At 74.8% G+C, this 14,223-nt stretch carries 16 protein-coding genes; 7 read left to right on the plus strand and 9 right to left on the minus strand.

Annotation, left to right across the window (positions count from 1 at the left end; all coding sequences use genetic code 11):
- Positions 1–72 precede the first annotated feature (72 nt).
- Entirely contained in the window at positions 73–711 is a 639-nt protein-coding gene (locus ACL02O_RS30635; protein ID WP_412821656.1) for a LutC/YkgG family protein, read from the plus strand.
- 5 nt (positions 712–716) lie between these two features.
- Here the strand turns inward: ACL02O_RS30635 and ACL02O_RS30640 are convergent, their stop codons facing one another.
- From ACL02O_RS30640 to ACL02O_RS30655, 4 genes are all read right to left on the minus strand, one after another.
- On the minus strand, positions 717–1,679 hold the full coding sequence (locus ACL02O_RS30640) for an anti-sigma factor RsbA family regulatory protein (RefSeq protein WP_412821657.1): 963 nt from the start codon (positions 1,677–1,679) through the stop codon (positions 717–719).
- Positions 1,676–2,503, minus strand: coding sequence for an MEDS domain-containing protein (locus ACL02O_RS30645; protein ID WP_412821658.1), 828 nt, complete (start codon positions 2,501–2,503; stop codon positions 1,676–1,678). Before ACL02O_RS30645 ends, ACL02O_RS30640 begins: the two co-directional genes overlap by 4 nt.
- A 109-nt stretch (positions 2,504–2,612) precedes the next feature.
- Positions 2,613–3,083, minus strand: coding sequence for an SRPBCC family protein (locus tag ACL02O_RS30650; protein ID WP_412821659.1), 471 nt, complete (start codon positions 3,081–3,083; stop codon positions 2,613–2,615).
- Positions 3,080–3,400 carry an ArsR/SmtB family transcription factor gene (locus tag ACL02O_RS30655; RefSeq protein WP_412821660.1) on the minus strand — a complete coding sequence of 107 codons (321 nt, stop codon included), beginning with the start codon at positions 3,398–3,400 and terminating at the stop codon, positions 3,080–3,082. Before ACL02O_RS30655 ends, ACL02O_RS30650 begins: the two co-directional genes overlap by 4 nt.
- 123 nt (positions 3,401–3,523) lie before the next feature.
- On the opposite strand from ACL02O_RS30655, the gene ACL02O_RS30660 reads away from it, so the two are divergent.
- Positions 3,524–5,371, plus strand: coding sequence for a SpoIIE family protein phosphatase (locus tag ACL02O_RS30660; RefSeq protein ID WP_412821661.1), 1,848 nt, complete (start codon positions 3,524–3,526; stop codon positions 5,369–5,371).
- Entirely contained in the window at positions 5,368–5,823 is a 456-nt protein-coding gene (locus ACL02O_RS30665) for a GNAT family N-acetyltransferase (protein ID WP_412821662.1), read from the plus strand. Before ACL02O_RS30660 ends, ACL02O_RS30665 begins: the two co-directional genes overlap by 4 nt.
- A gap of 26 nt (positions 5,824–5,849) precedes the next feature.
- On the opposite strand, the gene ACL02O_RS30670 is transcribed toward ACL02O_RS30665, so the two are convergent.
- Complete coding sequence (locus ACL02O_RS30670) at positions 5,850–6,365, minus strand: 2'-5' RNA ligase family protein (RefSeq protein WP_412821663.1); 516 nt, start codon at positions 6,363–6,365, stop codon at positions 5,850–5,852.
- A gap of 82 nt (positions 6,366–6,447) precedes the next feature.
- Here ACL02O_RS30670 and ACL02O_RS30675 point away from each other — a divergent pair, with 82 nt between their 5' ends.
- The 3 genes from ACL02O_RS30675 to ACL02O_RS30685 all read left to right on the plus strand — a co-directional run bounded on the left by ACL02O_RS30675 (position 6,448) and on the right by ACL02O_RS30685 (position 9,512).
- Positions 6,448–6,957, plus strand: coding sequence for a mycothiol transferase (locus tag ACL02O_RS30675; protein ID WP_412821664.1), 510 nt, complete (start codon positions 6,448–6,450; stop codon positions 6,955–6,957).
- Between the two features lie 126 nt (positions 6,958–7,083).
- Positions 7,084–7,458, plus strand: a complete 375-nt coding sequence (locus ACL02O_RS30680) for an SCP2 sterol-binding domain-containing protein (protein ID WP_412821665.1) — start codon at positions 7,084–7,086, stop codon at positions 7,456–7,458.
- On the plus strand, positions 7,455–9,512 hold the full coding sequence (locus ACL02O_RS30685; protein ID WP_412821666.1) for an amylo-alpha-1,6-glucosidase: 2,058 nt from the start codon (positions 7,455–7,457) through the stop codon (positions 9,510–9,512). The genes ACL02O_RS30680 and ACL02O_RS30685 overlap by 4 nt, the downstream gene beginning before the upstream one ends.
- Before the next feature lie 8 nt (positions 9,513–9,520).
- On the opposite strand, the gene ACL02O_RS30690 is transcribed toward ACL02O_RS30685, so the two are convergent.
- The 4 genes from ACL02O_RS30690 to shbA all read right to left on the minus strand — a co-directional run bounded on the left by ACL02O_RS30690 (position 9,521) and on the right by shbA (position 12,697).
- Positions 9,521–10,201 carry a hypothetical protein gene (locus ACL02O_RS30690; RefSeq protein ID WP_412821667.1) on the minus strand — a complete coding sequence of 227 codons (681 nt, stop codon included), beginning with the start codon at positions 10,199–10,201 and terminating at the stop codon, positions 9,521–9,523.
- Positions 10,198–10,887, minus strand: a complete 690-nt coding sequence (locus ACL02O_RS30695; RefSeq protein ID WP_412821668.1) for a Pr6Pr family membrane protein — start codon at positions 10,885–10,887, stop codon at positions 10,198–10,200. The genes ACL02O_RS30690 and ACL02O_RS30695 overlap by 4 nt, the downstream gene beginning before the upstream one ends.
- Positions 10,888–10,961: 74 nt before the next feature.
- Positions 10,962–12,128 (minus strand): hypothetical protein, encoded by a 1,167-nt coding sequence (locus ACL02O_RS30700; RefSeq protein ID WP_412821669.1) that lies wholly within the window; start codon positions 12,126–12,128, stop codon positions 10,962–10,964.
- Positions 12,125–12,697 (minus strand): RNA polymerase sigma factor ShbA, encoded by a 573-nt coding sequence (shbA, locus tag ACL02O_RS30705; RefSeq protein WP_412821670.1) that lies wholly within the window; start codon positions 12,695–12,697, stop codon positions 12,125–12,127. Before shbA ends, ACL02O_RS30700 begins: the two co-directional genes overlap by 4 nt.
- Positions 12,698–12,988: 291 nt before the next feature.
- Between shbA and ACL02O_RS30710 the strand changes: the two genes are divergently transcribed.
- Positions 12,989–14,206: a S8 family peptidase gene (locus tag ACL02O_RS30710; protein WP_412821671.1), complete on the plus strand. Its 1,218-nt coding sequence runs from the start codon at positions 12,989–12,991 to the stop codon at positions 14,204–14,206.
- Positions 14,207–14,223 lie beyond the last annotated feature (17 nt).

Raw genomic sequence — 14,223 nt, forward strand, 5'->3', positions numbered from 1 at the left:
CGCGAGCCGGGACGTGCCGGCGGCGCCCCCGCAGACCTTCCGGCAGTGGTGGGCCACCGAGCGGAGCGGGTCGTGAGCGCGCGGGAGGAGGTGCTGGCCCGGCTGCGCGCCGCGCTGGCCGCGGCCCCACCGGTCGTGCCCGCGCCCGGGCCCGCCCCCCGCCGCCACGGTGACCGGCCGCCCGGCCATCCCGAGCTGGTCGAGCTGCTCCGGCGGCGGCTGGTCGACTACCGGGCCGAGGTGCACCGGGCGGCCGGAACGGACGTCGCCGGCACCGTCGCCGGCACCGTGGCCGGCATCCTCGCCGCGGCCGGCGCCCGGACCGTGGTGGTGCCGGCCGGGCTGCCGGCCGGGTGGCGACCCGGGACGGTCGAGGTGATGGTCGACGAGGATCTGCCCGCCGCGCGACTGGCCGAGGTGGACGCGGTGGTCACCGCCGCCGCGGTCGCCGTCGCCGAGACCGGGACGATCGTCCTCGACGCCGGGGCCGACCAGGGGCGGCGGGCCCTCAGCCTCCTGCCCGACCTGCACGTCTGCGTGGTCCGGCCCGAACAGGTCGTGGGCATCGTGCCGGAGGCCCTCGACCGGCTCACCCTGGACCGCCCGCTCACCTGGATCAGCGGCCCCTCGGCGACCAGCGACATCGAGCTGAGCCGGGTGGAGGGGGTGCACGGGCCCCGCCGGTTGCACGTCGTGCTCACCGACGGCTGAGCCGGTCAGACCGGGAAGTACGGGTTTCCGGCGGTCAGCCGGACGGTGAAGCCCGCGGCCTCCCGGTGCAGCACCACATGGTTGCAGGACTGGTGGCTGATCCACAGGCCGAGGCCACCGGACGCGCCGTCGCCGGCCGGGAGCAGGCCGGCGTACGGGTCCTTCGGGCCGGGGCCGTGGTCGTGCACCGTCGCCACGATCCGGTCCGGGGCGCTCCACACCCGCACCCTGACCGGTGACAGGCCGTGCCGCAGCGCGTTGGTCACCATCTCGCTGACCGCCACCGTCATGTCCTCGACGTCGTCGGCGGCGAGTTGCCCCCGGTCGGCGGCCTGGACGGCGGCGCGGGCCTCGGCCGGCGTCGGGTCGGTCAGCTCGACCACCGGCGTCGTGTGCTGCAGCGGGTCGGGCAGCATCGGCCGCTGCTCGGCCAGGTAGCTCGGCGGCTCGGTGTAGACCCCGGTGGGCACGTGACTGCCGTCCGGCCGGGCGACCCGGGGATGGGTGCGCGCCACGTCGGCCAGTACGCCGGGCGCGGTGATCCGGGTGTCGTACGCGCACATGCTCCACAGCGGGAAGTCGTCGTAGGCGTGGTTGATGGCCGACTCGTAGCGGGCCCACCAGTCCCAGGTCGCGCCGAGGGCGGCCGGGGGCAGCTCGCCGACGATCCGGATCTGCCGGGCGCCCTCGGTGACGTACCCGGCCAGCAGCTTCCGGTACGCCCTGATCGCGGCGGTCGGGCGGGCGTAGACGTCCCCGCCGGGCAGGAAGGTCACCCCGGAGTCGGCGGGCAGGGCCCGGCGGACCAGTTCGGCGTTGCGCTCGCCGAAGCCCACCACCGCCGGCTCGCCGGCGTCGACGCCGCCGAGCAGAAACGGCACCACCACGGCGAGCAGGTGCTCGTCGGAGTCGAAGAAGATCGCCTCGTGGTAGTAGCCGACGTGGCCGGCCGCAGCCCCGGTCCTCATCGGACGACCTCGACCTGGAACTCGGCGAGGTCCAGCAGTTCGACCAGCCGGGCCACCGCGGAGCGGGAGGCGCGCAGCATGACGGTCGCGCCGTGCCGCCGGGCGTGGTTGCGCAGGTGCAGCAGGTTGCGGTGGTCGACGAAGCGCAGCCCGGTCGCGTCGACCACCAGCCGGCCGCCGGCCGGTCGCGGGTCGGCCCGGCCCAGCGCGGCGGCGAAGAGCCGGTGGTTGGACGGGTCCAGCTCGCCGTGGAGCGTCACGACCCCCGGGTCGGTCGCCGCGTGCAGCCGGAACAGCACGTCCGCATTGGTCTGCGGGTGCAGGCAGGCCAGTTCGGCGATCGCCGGGTCGCCCAGCTCGCGCCGGTCGTACGCGCAGATCGCCGACATCGGTCGGTCCCGCATGTAGCCGTCGATGAGGTACTCGTAGCGGGCGAACGCGTCCCGTTGGGCGGGCGTACGGACCAGGGGCGTCGCGTCGGCCACCACCCGCAGGCCGGTGTAGCCGGCGGCGAGGGCGTCCTCCGTGGCGGCCTGGTACGCCCGGACCTGGGTCAGCGGGTCGACGACCTCGTCCGCCCGGTACATCTGCTCGACGGAGAGGAGCCGCAGCGCGCCGCGGCGCAGCGCGGCGTCGCGGCCGGGCAGTCGGTCCAGGCGACGGGTCAGCTCGTCGGGCGTGCTCGGGGCGATCAGGGCGATCCGCTCGCCGGCGGCGAGCCCGGCGGCCAGGAACGAAACCATCCGGGCGTCGAGCGCGGCCGGGTCGTCGTACGCCAGGCAGACGTGGGCGTGCGCCGTTGACGGCGGGCTCGCGTTGGTCACCGGGTCTGCCTCACGCGGCCAGTGTATGCCGCTCCGGCGGAACGGCCATTCCCGCCGGTCCCGGCTCCCGGCCGGGCGGTCGTGCCGGCCGGGAGCCGGGAGGACTACGTCACAGGACCCCGGTGTAGTCGCGCAGCAGGCCCGGCCAGCCGCCTTCGGCGGCGACCGCGTCGCGGACCTTCTCCCAGCCGCTGCCGTGCGCGTCCAGCCGGTCGTGCACCAGGTCGACCCGGGTGCCGCCGTCGACCGGGGTGAAGGTGACGGTGACCCGGCTGCCGGCGGCATCGGGGTCGGGCACCTCCCACCGGGGACCGATCAGCCAGGCGAAGGCGAAGGTGCGGGGCGGGTCCCAGGTGAGCACCCGTCCCCAGACGCAGGCCCGCCCGGTGACGCTCTCCTCCTTCAGCGCGCCGCCGGCCCGGGGTTCGACGACGACTCGGGCCAGGTCGTCGGGGAGCAGATGGTGCGAGCGCGGCCACCACCGGTCCATGCCGGTGGTGAAGACCTCGAACGCGCGCTCGGGGCCGGCGGTGACCCGCACGCTGGTGCGTACGGCGGTGTCGGTGTCTGCGGTGGTCACGGCTCCTCCTCGGGAGGGTTGTCGACGGCGTCCGCGAACGCCGCCAGGGCTTGTTGCCAGAACTGGTCGAAGTAGCCGCGCACGGCCGCCAGGCCCTGCGGGTCCAGCGCGTAGACGCGGCGGGTGCCGACGGCCGTCGAGGAGACCAGGGTGGCCTCCCTGAGCACCTTCAGGTGCTGGGACACCGCGGGACGGCTGACCGGCAGGTCGGCCGCGATCTCGGCGACCGAGCGTGGCCCGGCGGCGAGAAGCTCGAAGACCGCGCGCCGGGTCGGGTCGCCCAGCGCGTCGAGCATTCGTCCTTGGTAAGTGGCCACGAACGGTAAGTCTAGACTTTCGGATGCTGCTGTCAACCCGCCCCGCGACGGACCGGTGGGCACCGCCGCAGGCCGGTGTGCTGTGCTGTCCGTCGGCCGACGACCGGACGAGGGGAGGGACCGGTGCGTGGGGACCACGCCGGGCTGCCGATCGCTCCCGCGGCGGGAACCACCGAGCGGGCCCCGTTCAGCAACGCCCTCGCCGCCCGCTGGCTGCAGGCGCTGTACGACACGCCCCTGCTCTTCACCGGGATCCTCGACGAGCACGGACAGCTCCGGGAGGCCAACCACGCCTCCATCGAGGGCTGCGGCCTCGTCCGCGACGACACGATCGGGCGGCCGTTCTGGGAGTGCGGCTGGTGGGCGCCCGACCCGGACCTCAGCAACCGGCTGCGGGGCTGGTGCGAGCAGGTGCTGCGGACCGGCGAGCCGCTGCGCACGGAGAGCCACTTCTTCCTCGGCGACGGCACCCGGCGAATGGTCGACCTGGTGCTGATCCCCGTCCGCGACGACGAGACGGGCCGGACCTGGCTGGTGCCGACCGGCCTGGACATCAGCGACGCGCTCGCCGCCCGCCGGAGCCGCGAGGAGCGGGCCCAGGTCGAGGCTGACGCGTTACGCCGGGTGGCGGCCGCCCGGGAACGCGAGATCGCCGTGGTGCAGCGCGCCGAACGGCGCGCCGACGAGCGGCTGCACCGGATGGTCGCGGTGGCGCTCGACCTGCTCAGCACGGAGACAGTCGAGGATCTGGTCGCCGTCATGATGGACCGGGCGGTGCCGGTACTCGGGGCGGACGGCGGCGCGGTAATCGTCCGCGAGGGCGTCGAGCGGCTGCGAGCGGTCGTCGGCCACGGGCTCGGGCCGCAGGTGCAGGTCACCTACGGCGACCTGCCCTACGACAGCCCGCTGCCGGCCTGCTGGGTGGCGCGCACCGGCGAGCCGCTGCTGCTGCCGGACCGCGCCGCCGGCGTCGCCTTCACCCCCGAGATGATCGAGGTGTACGAGGACACCGGGCGGGACGCCTGGGCCTTCCTGCCGTTACGGGTCGGCCTCCGGCTGCTGGGCTCGCTGGCCGTCGCCTGGCGGGCGGAGCGGCGGTTCCGGCCCGACGAGATCACCATGCTGGAGGCGTTCGCCGCCCAGTGCGCGCAGGCGCTGGACCGGATCCAGCACCTGGCCGCGCAGCGGGCCGGCGCGCTGGCCGCCCAGCGGCTTTCCGAGGCGTTGCAGCACAGCCTGCTCACCTCCCCGCCCACCGCGGGCGCGTTGGACATCGCGGTCCGATACCAGGCGGCCGGGCACGGCATGCACGTCGGCGGCGACTGGTACGACGCGTTCCAGACCGCCGGTGGATCGACCGTGCTGGTGGTCGGCGACGTGACCGGGCACGACCGGGACGCGGTGGCGGCCATGGGACAGCTGCGCAACGTGCTGCGCGGGCTGGCGTACGACAGCGAGGACGGCCCGGCGACCCTGCTGGGCCGGCTGGACCGGGCGTTGCGCGGCCTCCAGGTACGGGCCCTGGCCACCGCACTGCTGGCCCGCGCCGAGCCGACCCCGGCCGGCTGGCTGCTGCGCTGGTCCAACGCCGGGCACCCGCCGGCCCTGCTGCGCGGCCCCGACGGCGGCGTACGGCTGCTCGCCGACCACGACCTGATGCTCGGGGTGCAACCCGGCGCGCCGCGCCGCGAGCAGACGGTGCAGGTGCCCGCCGGCAGCACCCTGGTGCTCTACACCGACGGGCTGGTGGAACGCCGCGCCGACGTGCTCGACGAGGGGATCGCCGACCTCATGCTACGGCTGGAGCAGGTCGGCGACGCCCCGCCGGACCGCCTCTGCGACCTGCTGCTCGACCTCGCCCCGGTCGATCACGAGGACGACATCGCCCTGCTGGTGATGCGCTGCCAGGCGCCGGCCCGGCCGGAAACCGGTGGCCTCACCCTCGCCCGGGCCGCATCCTGGCCGGCGTGACGAGCGTACGGGAACTGACCGCCGGGGACTGGCCGGCGCTCTGGCCGATGCTGTGCGCCATGGGGATCGGGCAGGACCCGCCCGAACTGCACCGGCGGCGTTTCCTGGACCTGCTCGCCGACCCCCGCTGGGCGCTGCTCGGCGCGGTGGACGCCGACGGGCTCGCCGGGTACGCCGCCGCCCAGGACCACGGTCCGCACCTGCGCTCGGGTGACGCGCACCGCACGGCCCGCCTGCACGACCTCTACGTACGCCCGGACCGGCGCCGGCACGGCGTGGGCGCCGCGCTGCTCGCGGCGGTCTCCCGGTGGGCGGCCGGCCGGGTCCGCCACCTGGAGTGGCAGGCCCACCGGGAGCGTGCGGCACCCTTCTACGAGCGGCTCGGCCACCGGGGGGACCCGTGCCCGCAACCCGAGTACCCGACCTTCCTCGTCGACTTCGGCCCGCGCTGACCCGGTGATCCGCCCTGCGCGACCCGTCAGGGCAGCGGGTGGGAGATGCCTCGGGCGTGATCGGTGACGGACGCGCCGACCACGGTGGCGGCCAGCGGCAGTACCTCCAGGCAGCGGCGGACCGCGGCGGCCATCAGCGCGTTCGGCACCCGCATGGAGAGCGTGCAGTGCGGCACCCAGCGTCCCGGCTGGTAGTGCTCGACGAGGTCGATGCCGGCCCGGGCGAGCCGGTGGTGCACCTGGGCGTGGTGGGACAGCAGCTCGTTCGTGGGAGTCGGCCCGAGCCAGAGCACCCGCCCGACGAACTGGCCGGCGTGCTGGAACTCCAGCCGCAGCGGGGCGGCCACCACCATTCCGGCGAGCGCCCCGGCGACCCGCTCCGGGTCGAAGCGCGGGGCCACCGCGAGCGAGACGTGCGGCCGGTGCCGCTGTTCCAGCAGGGATTTCATGCTCTGCACGCCCTCGGACTCCAACGCGTCCCAGAGCACCCGGATCCGCCGGGTGGCGTCGGTGTCGAGATACAACTCCAGCGCCGCGACCACATGATCAGCGTAGGGCGAGGTTTGCCCGGCCGGGTGAGCGGTACTGCCCCTGGTGGCACCGACGGCGGAGGAGTGTGGACCCGTGGACGTGAACGACCTACTGACCGACGCGTACGGCCGGCTGCCCGACCTGGTGGAGTCGGCGGTCCAGGGGCTGACCCCGGAGCAGCTGGGGCAGGCCCCGGCGGCCGGCGCGAACCCGGTGGGCTGGCTGGTCTGGCACCTGACCCGGCTCCAGGACCACCACGTCGCCGACGTGATGGGGGAGGAGCAGTTCTGGGTCACCGGCGAGTGGGCGGACCGGTGCGGGCTGCGCGCCGATCCGAACGACACCGGCTTCGGACACGGCCCGGAGCAGATCGCCGCGGTCCGGCCGGCGGACGGCCGGGTGCTTGTCGACTACCACCGGGCGGTGGTGGACCGGACCCTGGCGTACCTGCGCGGGCTGCGTCCGGCCGACCTCGACCGGGTGGTGGACGAGAACTGGGACCCGCCGGTCACCCTCGGCGTACGGCTGCTGAGCGTGCTGGACGACGATCTCCAGCACGTCGGCCAGGCCGCGTACGTGCGCGGGCTCATCCAGCGAAGCTGACCGCGCGCCGGCGACCGGCACGGCCGCCTCCCCAGGCCCGCCACCAGCCCTCACCCGGTCCGGGTGAGTTGGACCCACCCTCGCGGCGGGGACCCAGCGGAGACGACGGGACAAGGGGAGGGACCGATGGGCGCCTCGGCGGAACACCTGGCACGGCGGGTGGCCGGCCACCACCCCGAGCTGCCGGAGAGCACGTCCGGCACGCTCCGGTTCGACCTGCGCGAGGGTGCGCGGACCGAGCACTGGTACCTGACCATCGACCACCAGGACGTCCGGGTGGACCGGTCCGCCGAGGAGGCCGAGCTGGTGGTCCGCGCCGACCGGGAGGTCTTCGACCGGCTCGCCGAGGGGCGCCTGCACCCGGCGGCGGCGCTGCTGCGCAACGACCTCACGGTCAAGGGCAACCTGCGGCTGCTGCTGACCCTGCGGCGGCTCTTTCCCGGCCCGCCCGGAGCCCGACACCCGCGCGAGACGGCCTGCGGGCTGGCAGGTCCGCGATGAAGCACGAGCTGGTGCACGCCCTCTCCGGCAACTCGTTCGCCAAGAGCGACCGGCAGGGCGACATGGAGGTCGATCCGTACGCCCCGATCGGCCTGTGGTCGTTCGACACCCGGTTCGTGTCCCGGTGGGTGCTCACCGTCGACGGGCAGCGGCTGCACGCCCTGTCCCGGGACGAGCTGGCCGCCTTCGAAACCCGGTTCGTGCTGGTGCCGGGCGCCGCCAGCCACTACGTCGACGCCGACGTCTCGGTGATCCGGCACCGTTCGATCGACGACAGCTTCAACGAGCGGATCACCGTCCTCAACCACTCGGCCGAGCCGGCCGAGTACACCATCCGGATGGAGATCGGCAGCGACTTCGCCGACACGTCCGAGATCAGCCGCCCCGCACCGCGCCGGCCGATGGTCACCGCCGACTCCGCGCGCCGCCAGCTGCGACTCTGCTACCAGCGTGGGCGGTTCACCCGGGAGACGCTGGTGACCAGCACCGCCCCGGTGGAGGTCGACCAGCATGGCATGACCTTCCGGATCCGGGTCGCACCGGACGGCGAGTGGCACACCGACCTGCACATCAACATGATCATCCACGGCGCGGGCGACCGGGACCTGCGCGCCAGCCTGGAGGCCCACCGCCAGAACGTCCGGCAGGACATGCGGGAGGACCTCGCCGGTTGGCTCGAGCGCGCCCCGCAGCTCTTCGCCGACCGCGAATCCCTGGAGTCGGCGTACACCCAGGCGCTGACCGACCTGGCGTCCTTGCGCTACACGCCGCTGTCGTACACCGAGCGGGTGCCGGTGGGCGGCCTGCCCTGGGCGATGGCGCTCTACGGCCGGGACGCCATGATCACCTGCCTGCAGACGCTGCCGTTCACCCCCGAGCTGACCCCGGCGACGCTGCACCTGCTCGCCCTGCTCCAAGGCGGCCAGCTCGACGACTACCACGACGAGGAGCCGGGGAAGATCCTCGCCGAGCTGCGCTACGGCGAGGCGGCCGCGTTCGGCGAGCAGCCCACCGCGATCTACTACGGTGCGGCCGACACCACCCCGCTCTTCGTGGTCCTGCTCGACGAGTACGAGCACTGGAGCGGCGACGCCGACCTGGTCCGCGAGCTGGAGCACCCGACCCGGATGGCGCTGGACTGGATCGACACGTACGGCGACCTGTGCGGCGACGGCTACCTTCGCTACCAGCCGCGCAACACGGTCAACGGGGTGGCCAACCAGACCTGGCGGAACTCGCCGGACGCCGTGGTGGACCGGCGCGGCCGCCAGCCGGTGTTCCCCCGGGCGACCGCCGAGCTCCAGGGCTACGTGTACGACGCGAAGCTGCGCGGCGCCCGGCTGGCCCGGGAGTTCTGGGACGACCCGGCGTACGCCGGCCGGCTGGAGGCCGATGCGGCGCGGCTGCGGGAGCGGTTCAACCGCGACTTCTGGCTGCCGCACGGGGAGTACTACGCGCTCGCGCTGACCCCGGACGGGGAGCCTGTCGACGCCCTCACCTCCGGCCTCGGGCACCTGCTCTTCACCGGGATCGTCGAACCGGAGCGGGCCGGCGCGCTCGCGGCGCACCTGTGCGGACCGGAGCTCTTCTCCGGCTGGGGGGTGCGGACGTACGCCACCGGGCAGCGGCCCTACAACCCCGTCGGCGCCCACCTCGGCGCGGTCTGGCCGTCGGACAACGCGCTGATCGCGGCGGGCCTGCGCCGGTACGGGTACCACCACGAGGCGGTCCGGATCGCCGACGGCTTCTTCGCCGTGGTGGAGACGCTCGGCGGCTCGGTGCCCGAGGTGATCGCCGGCTACCCCCGCGCGGTGACCAAGTACCCGGTTCAGCTCCCGGCCGCCGGCCGGCCGCAGTCGTGGGCCTCCGGAGGGCTGCTCATGCTGGTCGCCGCGCTGCTCGGGCTGCGCCCCTGCGGCGACAACCTGCTGGTGGACCCGGCCGTCCCGGAGGGGTACGGCCGGGTCGAACTGCTGGACATCCCGGGCCGATGGGGCCATGCCGACGCGTTCGGCCGGGACCGGGCTACCCGCCGCCGACCCCGGCTGCGCTGACCGGCGGCTCAGCCGGGCGGCAGGACTTCGTAGGCGGCCGAGACCTGCGCCGCCACGGTCGGGTCGCTCGTGCCGAGCAGCGCCTCGATCAGCATCCGGGCCGGGTCCGGCCCGGCCCGCCAGGCGCGTGCGGCGGCGGCCCACGGCGGATCGTCCCGGGGCAGCGGATCGAAGAGGTGGTCGGCCAGGTGCCGCGCCGCCGGCTCGCCACCGTCGGCCGCCCACGCCGACAGCAGCGGCGCCACGTCGACCCCGGCGGCACCCGCGGCCGCCAGCACCGTCGTCGCCTCCCACGGCGCGGGGTGGGCCGACAGCGTCGCCGCCCACCACGCCCCCAGGTACGCCTCGACCGCCCGCCGCTGGTCGGCCGGCCAGCCGTGCCGATGCGTGCCCACCTTGCCGAGCAGGCTCTCCGGCAGCACCGGATCGTCCAGCCCGCCGGTGGCCATCAGCTCCAGCAGCCGGGGCAGCAGGTACCGGAGGTCCTCGACGTCGCCCCAGGTGCTGAGGCACCTGGTGGCGTAGCGGCCGAGCTGGCCGGCGGTGAGTTCGCGCAGCGGCACCCGTAGCAGCACCGCCACCTCGTCGGGCCGGACGCAGTGGTCGCAGTACGCCATCGTGGCGGGCCGGGGCTGCCGGGCGAAGGCCGTGTAGAGCTCGGCGGCGGCGGTGTCGAGGCCGGGGTTCACCGGGGCGCTGCCGGGGTCTTCCCGGGCGCCGCCGCGCCGACTGCCGGGGGCGCCGCCCGGGTACGCCGGGCCAGGCCCTTGTCGACCCCGACCAAAAGCAGCCCCAGCAGCCAGAACGCGAACGCGAAGAAGAGCGAGGAGACCCCGACCCCGTCGTAGCCCAGCTTGCCGGCGTCGATGAACGGGTACGGGTAGCGGTGCACGATCAGGCCGCGCACCAGGGCGAACCCGAGGTACGCCAGCGGAAACGCCAGCCACCAGGCCGCGTGCCGCGGACGGAGCCGGCCGCGCCGGTCGAGCAGCGCCCAGTCGGCGATCGCGAGCAGCGGCACCACGGTGTGCAGGAACTGGTTGCCCCACCACTCGCCCAGCTCGCGCTGCGGCTGGATCATGGCGAACGGGCTGGCCGGATTGGCCAGCACCAGGTGGTAGACGGTGCCGGTGATGGTGATGTACACGGTCACCGCGCCCTTGAGCGCCGACGGCGGCTCCGGGCGGTCCCGCCAGGCCAGCCAGGCGGCGTACCCGGCGAAGACGCCGACCGCCACGTTGCTCTGGATGGTGAAGTAGGGCAGCAGGCCGGTCACCGTGGCCGGGCCGAGGGCGGTGAGCACGATGCCGGCCACCACGCTGAGCACGATGGCCAGGCGGAAGGGAATCGCCAGTCGCCGACGCCGCGGAGTCACCGGGGCAAGCTATCAGCCCGTACGCCGGTGGTCACCGGCCCGCACCGGGCCGGCCCGCGGTGGGTCCGCTCGCCTCACGCGTCCGGCGGGTCGGCGGCCGGGGCGGTGGTCGTGCGGCGCTCCCCGGTCACCGCCCCGGCGGAGTCGCCCGGCGGGGGCGGCGGTGTGGACCGCTCCGGGACGGTATCGGTGATTGCCGCTGCGCCACCGCCGCCGGTGGGCGCGGGCGCGTTCGTGGTCGGTCGCCCGCGGTCCGTGGCCGGGCTGTCCGCCGGTCGGCCCGGGCCGACGGCGGGCCGGTCGGGCTTCGCCGGCCGGCCGGCCCCGCTGCCGGGGTTGGTCGCCGGCCGGCCGGCCTCGCTGACGGGTGTGGCCGTGGCCGGGGCGGTCGTGGGCGGGGCGGGGTGGCCCGGTCGGCCGGGTGTCACCGGTGACGTCGGCAGGGTCGCCGCGGACCCCTCGTCGGCCGGCACGACCGGCGACGATGTCGCCGGAGCCGGCTCGCCCACCGGCTGGCCGGCCGCCGGTGGCGTCGCCGGCGCACCGGGCAGGTTGGCCGGTGGGGTGTGGCTCGCCGGCCCGGCGGGTGCTGGCAGGCGTTTCCGCAGGTCGTCGAGGTCGGTCCGCAGTCGGTCGGCGCGTTGGTCGTCGCCGAGTCGGGTGAGGAGGGTGGCGGCCCGGTCGAGGCCGGCCCGAGCCTGGGTGTACCGGCCGGCGACCAGGTCGCGTCGCGCCTGGTCCAGCAGCCGGTCGATCTCGCGTTCGGTGACCACCGACTCGGCCCGTTCCGTCCAGACCAGTTCGGTGACCGGCCAGAGCAGACCGTCCGGCTCGGCGTGGGCCGCGCCGAGCCAGACGCCGCCGGCCATCGTCGCGATGGTGAGGGCCGCCCCGGACAGCAGGCGTACCTTCCGTCGCCGCGTGCGGCCGGTGCCGGGCCGGGGCCGGCGCAGGCCGGCCGCCGATCCGCTCGACCCGTGGTCCGTCCGGTCCGTCGGTCCGCCGGCGTCACCGTCCAGGCCGGACCGGCCCGTCGGGGTGGCGGGCCGCGTGCCGTCCGGTACCGGGCACGGGGCGGTCTCCAGCCGGGCGGCCCGGGTCTCGATCTCGGTGTGCCAGCCGGCCAGCATCGCGGCCACCGGGTCGTCCGGCGGCGGTGGCGTGCCGCGGCGGAGCGCGTCGAGCAGCTCGTCGTCGCGCAGCACCGGGTCCTCGGGACCCGTCGTGCTGTCGCCGTTCACCGCAGCACCCCTGTCAGCGAGTCACCGGCGAGGGCGCGCAGCCGGGTCAGCGCCCGGTGCTGCGCCAGCCGTACGGCACCAGCGGTCATACCGAGCACCGTACCGACCTCGTCGGCGGTCATCCCGACGGCCAGGCGGAGCACCAGGATCTCCCGGTGGGTCGCCGGCAACTGGGCCAGCAGCCCGGAGAGGCGGGCGCCGAGGTCGGCGGTGAGCGCTCGTGGCTCCGGTCCGGGAGCGGGGTCGACGGTGTCGGGCAGGTCGGCGACGCTCTCCGTCCGGTCGCGGCTGGCCGCACGGCAGGCGTCGGCGACCTTGCGGGCGGCGATGACGTATACGAAGGCGAGGAACGGGCGGCCCTGTTCGGTGAAGCGGGGCAGGGCGCGCAGCACCGCGATGCAGACCTCCTGGGCGACGTCCTCGGCCGTGGCGCCGCCGGCCCCGACGTGCCCGAGTCGGGCCAGGCTGTAGCGCACGACGATCGGCCTGATCTGGGCGAGCACCCGGGTCACCGCCCCGGGATCACCGGCCACGGCCCGGCGGACGAGGTCGGGATCCGGTGTGTCCATCGAGGTCAACGATGCCCTTCCGCTCTGCGTGGGCTCGACGGTAACCGGCCGTCGTCGTACCGCCAAGGGCTGGGTGAAACGCCGCGCCGGCCGACGGCGATAACCCGGCAGGAGCGACGTACCACCCGCCCGGCCTGGCGTTTCCGACGTCAGGCCAGTCATTGTGCGCCCTTTAGTATGAATTTATATATTTCCAGTAACGAATGGCTGTCCGCTCTGGTCCGCGGGTTGTCGGCTGCGCCAGCCTCGGCGTGGGCCAACCGGCCCGACCGCACGTGGAGAGGAACCCCCATGCGCAAGACACTCGGCGTCGCGATGCTCACCGGCATCGTCGTCGCCGCCTCGGCGACCGGCGCCACCGCCGCCCCCCGCACCGAGGTGGAGACCGGCTACATCGTCGTCCTCCGCGCCGACGCGAACTCGTCGTCGGTCGCCGCCGAGCAGGCCCGGGCGACCGGTGCCACCGTGGGACACGTCTACGAGCACGCCCTGCGCGGCTACTCGGCCCGGATGAGTGCCACCGCCGCCGCCCGCGTCGCCCGCGACTCCCGGGTGCTCTTCGTTCAGCCCGACGGCGTGGCGACGACCGAGGCGCAGACCACCCCGACCGGCATCGACCGGGCCGACGCGGAACTGAGCCCGACCGCGAAGATCAACGGCACGGACGAGCGGGTGAACGTCGACGTGGCGGTCATCGACACCGGCATTGACCTGACCCACCCGGACCTCAACGTCTACACCGCCGGGGCGAAGAACTGCTCCACCGGCAGGAGCGCCAACGACGGCAACGGGCACGGCACGCACGTGTCCGGGACGATCGGCGCCCTCGACAACGGCGACGGTGTGGTCGGCATGGCGCCGGGCGCCCGGCTCTGGCCCGTCCGCGTGCTCAACAACGCGGGTAGCGGCACCTTCTCCGACATCATCTGCGGCATCGACTACGTCACCGCGCACGCGAGCGAGATCGAGGTCGCGAACATGAGCCTCGGCGGCTCCGGTTCCGACAGCGCCTGCGGCAGCAACAAGGACGCCATGCACGAGGCGATCTGCGCGTCGGTCGCGGCCGGCGTGACGTACGTCGTGGCCGCGGGCAACGAGACCGACAACGCCGCCAACCACGTGCCGGCCGCGTACGACGAGGTCATCACCGTCTCCGCGCTGGCCGACTTCAACGGCCTGCCGGGCGGTGGCGCGGCGGCCACCTGCCGCAGCGACGTGGACGACACCATCGCCGACTTCTCCAACTACGGCGCCGACGTCGACCTGATGGCCCCGGGGGTCTGCATCTACTCGACCTGGAAGGGCGGCGGCTACAACACCATCTCCGGCACCTCGATGGCCAGCCCGCACGTCGCCGGTGGCGCCGCCCTCTACAAGGCGACCCACCCGACGGCCACGCCGAGCGCGGTCAAGTCGGCCCTTCAGGCGGCCGGTACGACCAACTACAGCTGGCCGGCCGGCGACCCGGACGGCATCCAGGAGAAGCTGCTGAACGTCGCCACGTTCTGACCGGCGACACCTCGGCC

This window comes from Micromonospora mangrovicola, assembly GCF_047200535.1.
Lineage (GTDB): Bacteria > Actinomycetota > Actinomycetes > Mycobacteriales > Micromonosporaceae > Micromonospora.

Bases quoted from the DNA above. Each gene is read 5' to 3' on its own strand.
- ACL02O_RS30640 (WP_412821657.1), bottom strand. From the start codon at position 1,679: ATGAGGACCGGGGCTGCGGCCGGCCACGTCGGCTACTACCACGAGGCG.
- ACL02O_RS30680 (WP_412821665.1), top strand. From the start codon at position 7,084: ATGGGCGCCTCGGCGGAACACCTGGCACGGCGGGTGGCCGGCCACCAC.
- ACL02O_RS30685 (WP_412821666.1), top strand. From the start codon at position 7,455: ATGAAGCACGAGCTGGTGCACGCCCTCTCCGGCAACTCGTTCGCCAAG.
- shbA (WP_412821670.1), bottom strand. From the start codon at position 12,697: ATGGACACACCGGATCCCGACCTCGTCCGCCGGGCCGTGGCCGGTGAT.
- ACL02O_RS30710 (WP_412821671.1), top strand. From the start codon at position 12,989: ATGCGCAAGACACTCGGCGTCGCGATGCTCACCGGCATCGTCGTCGCC.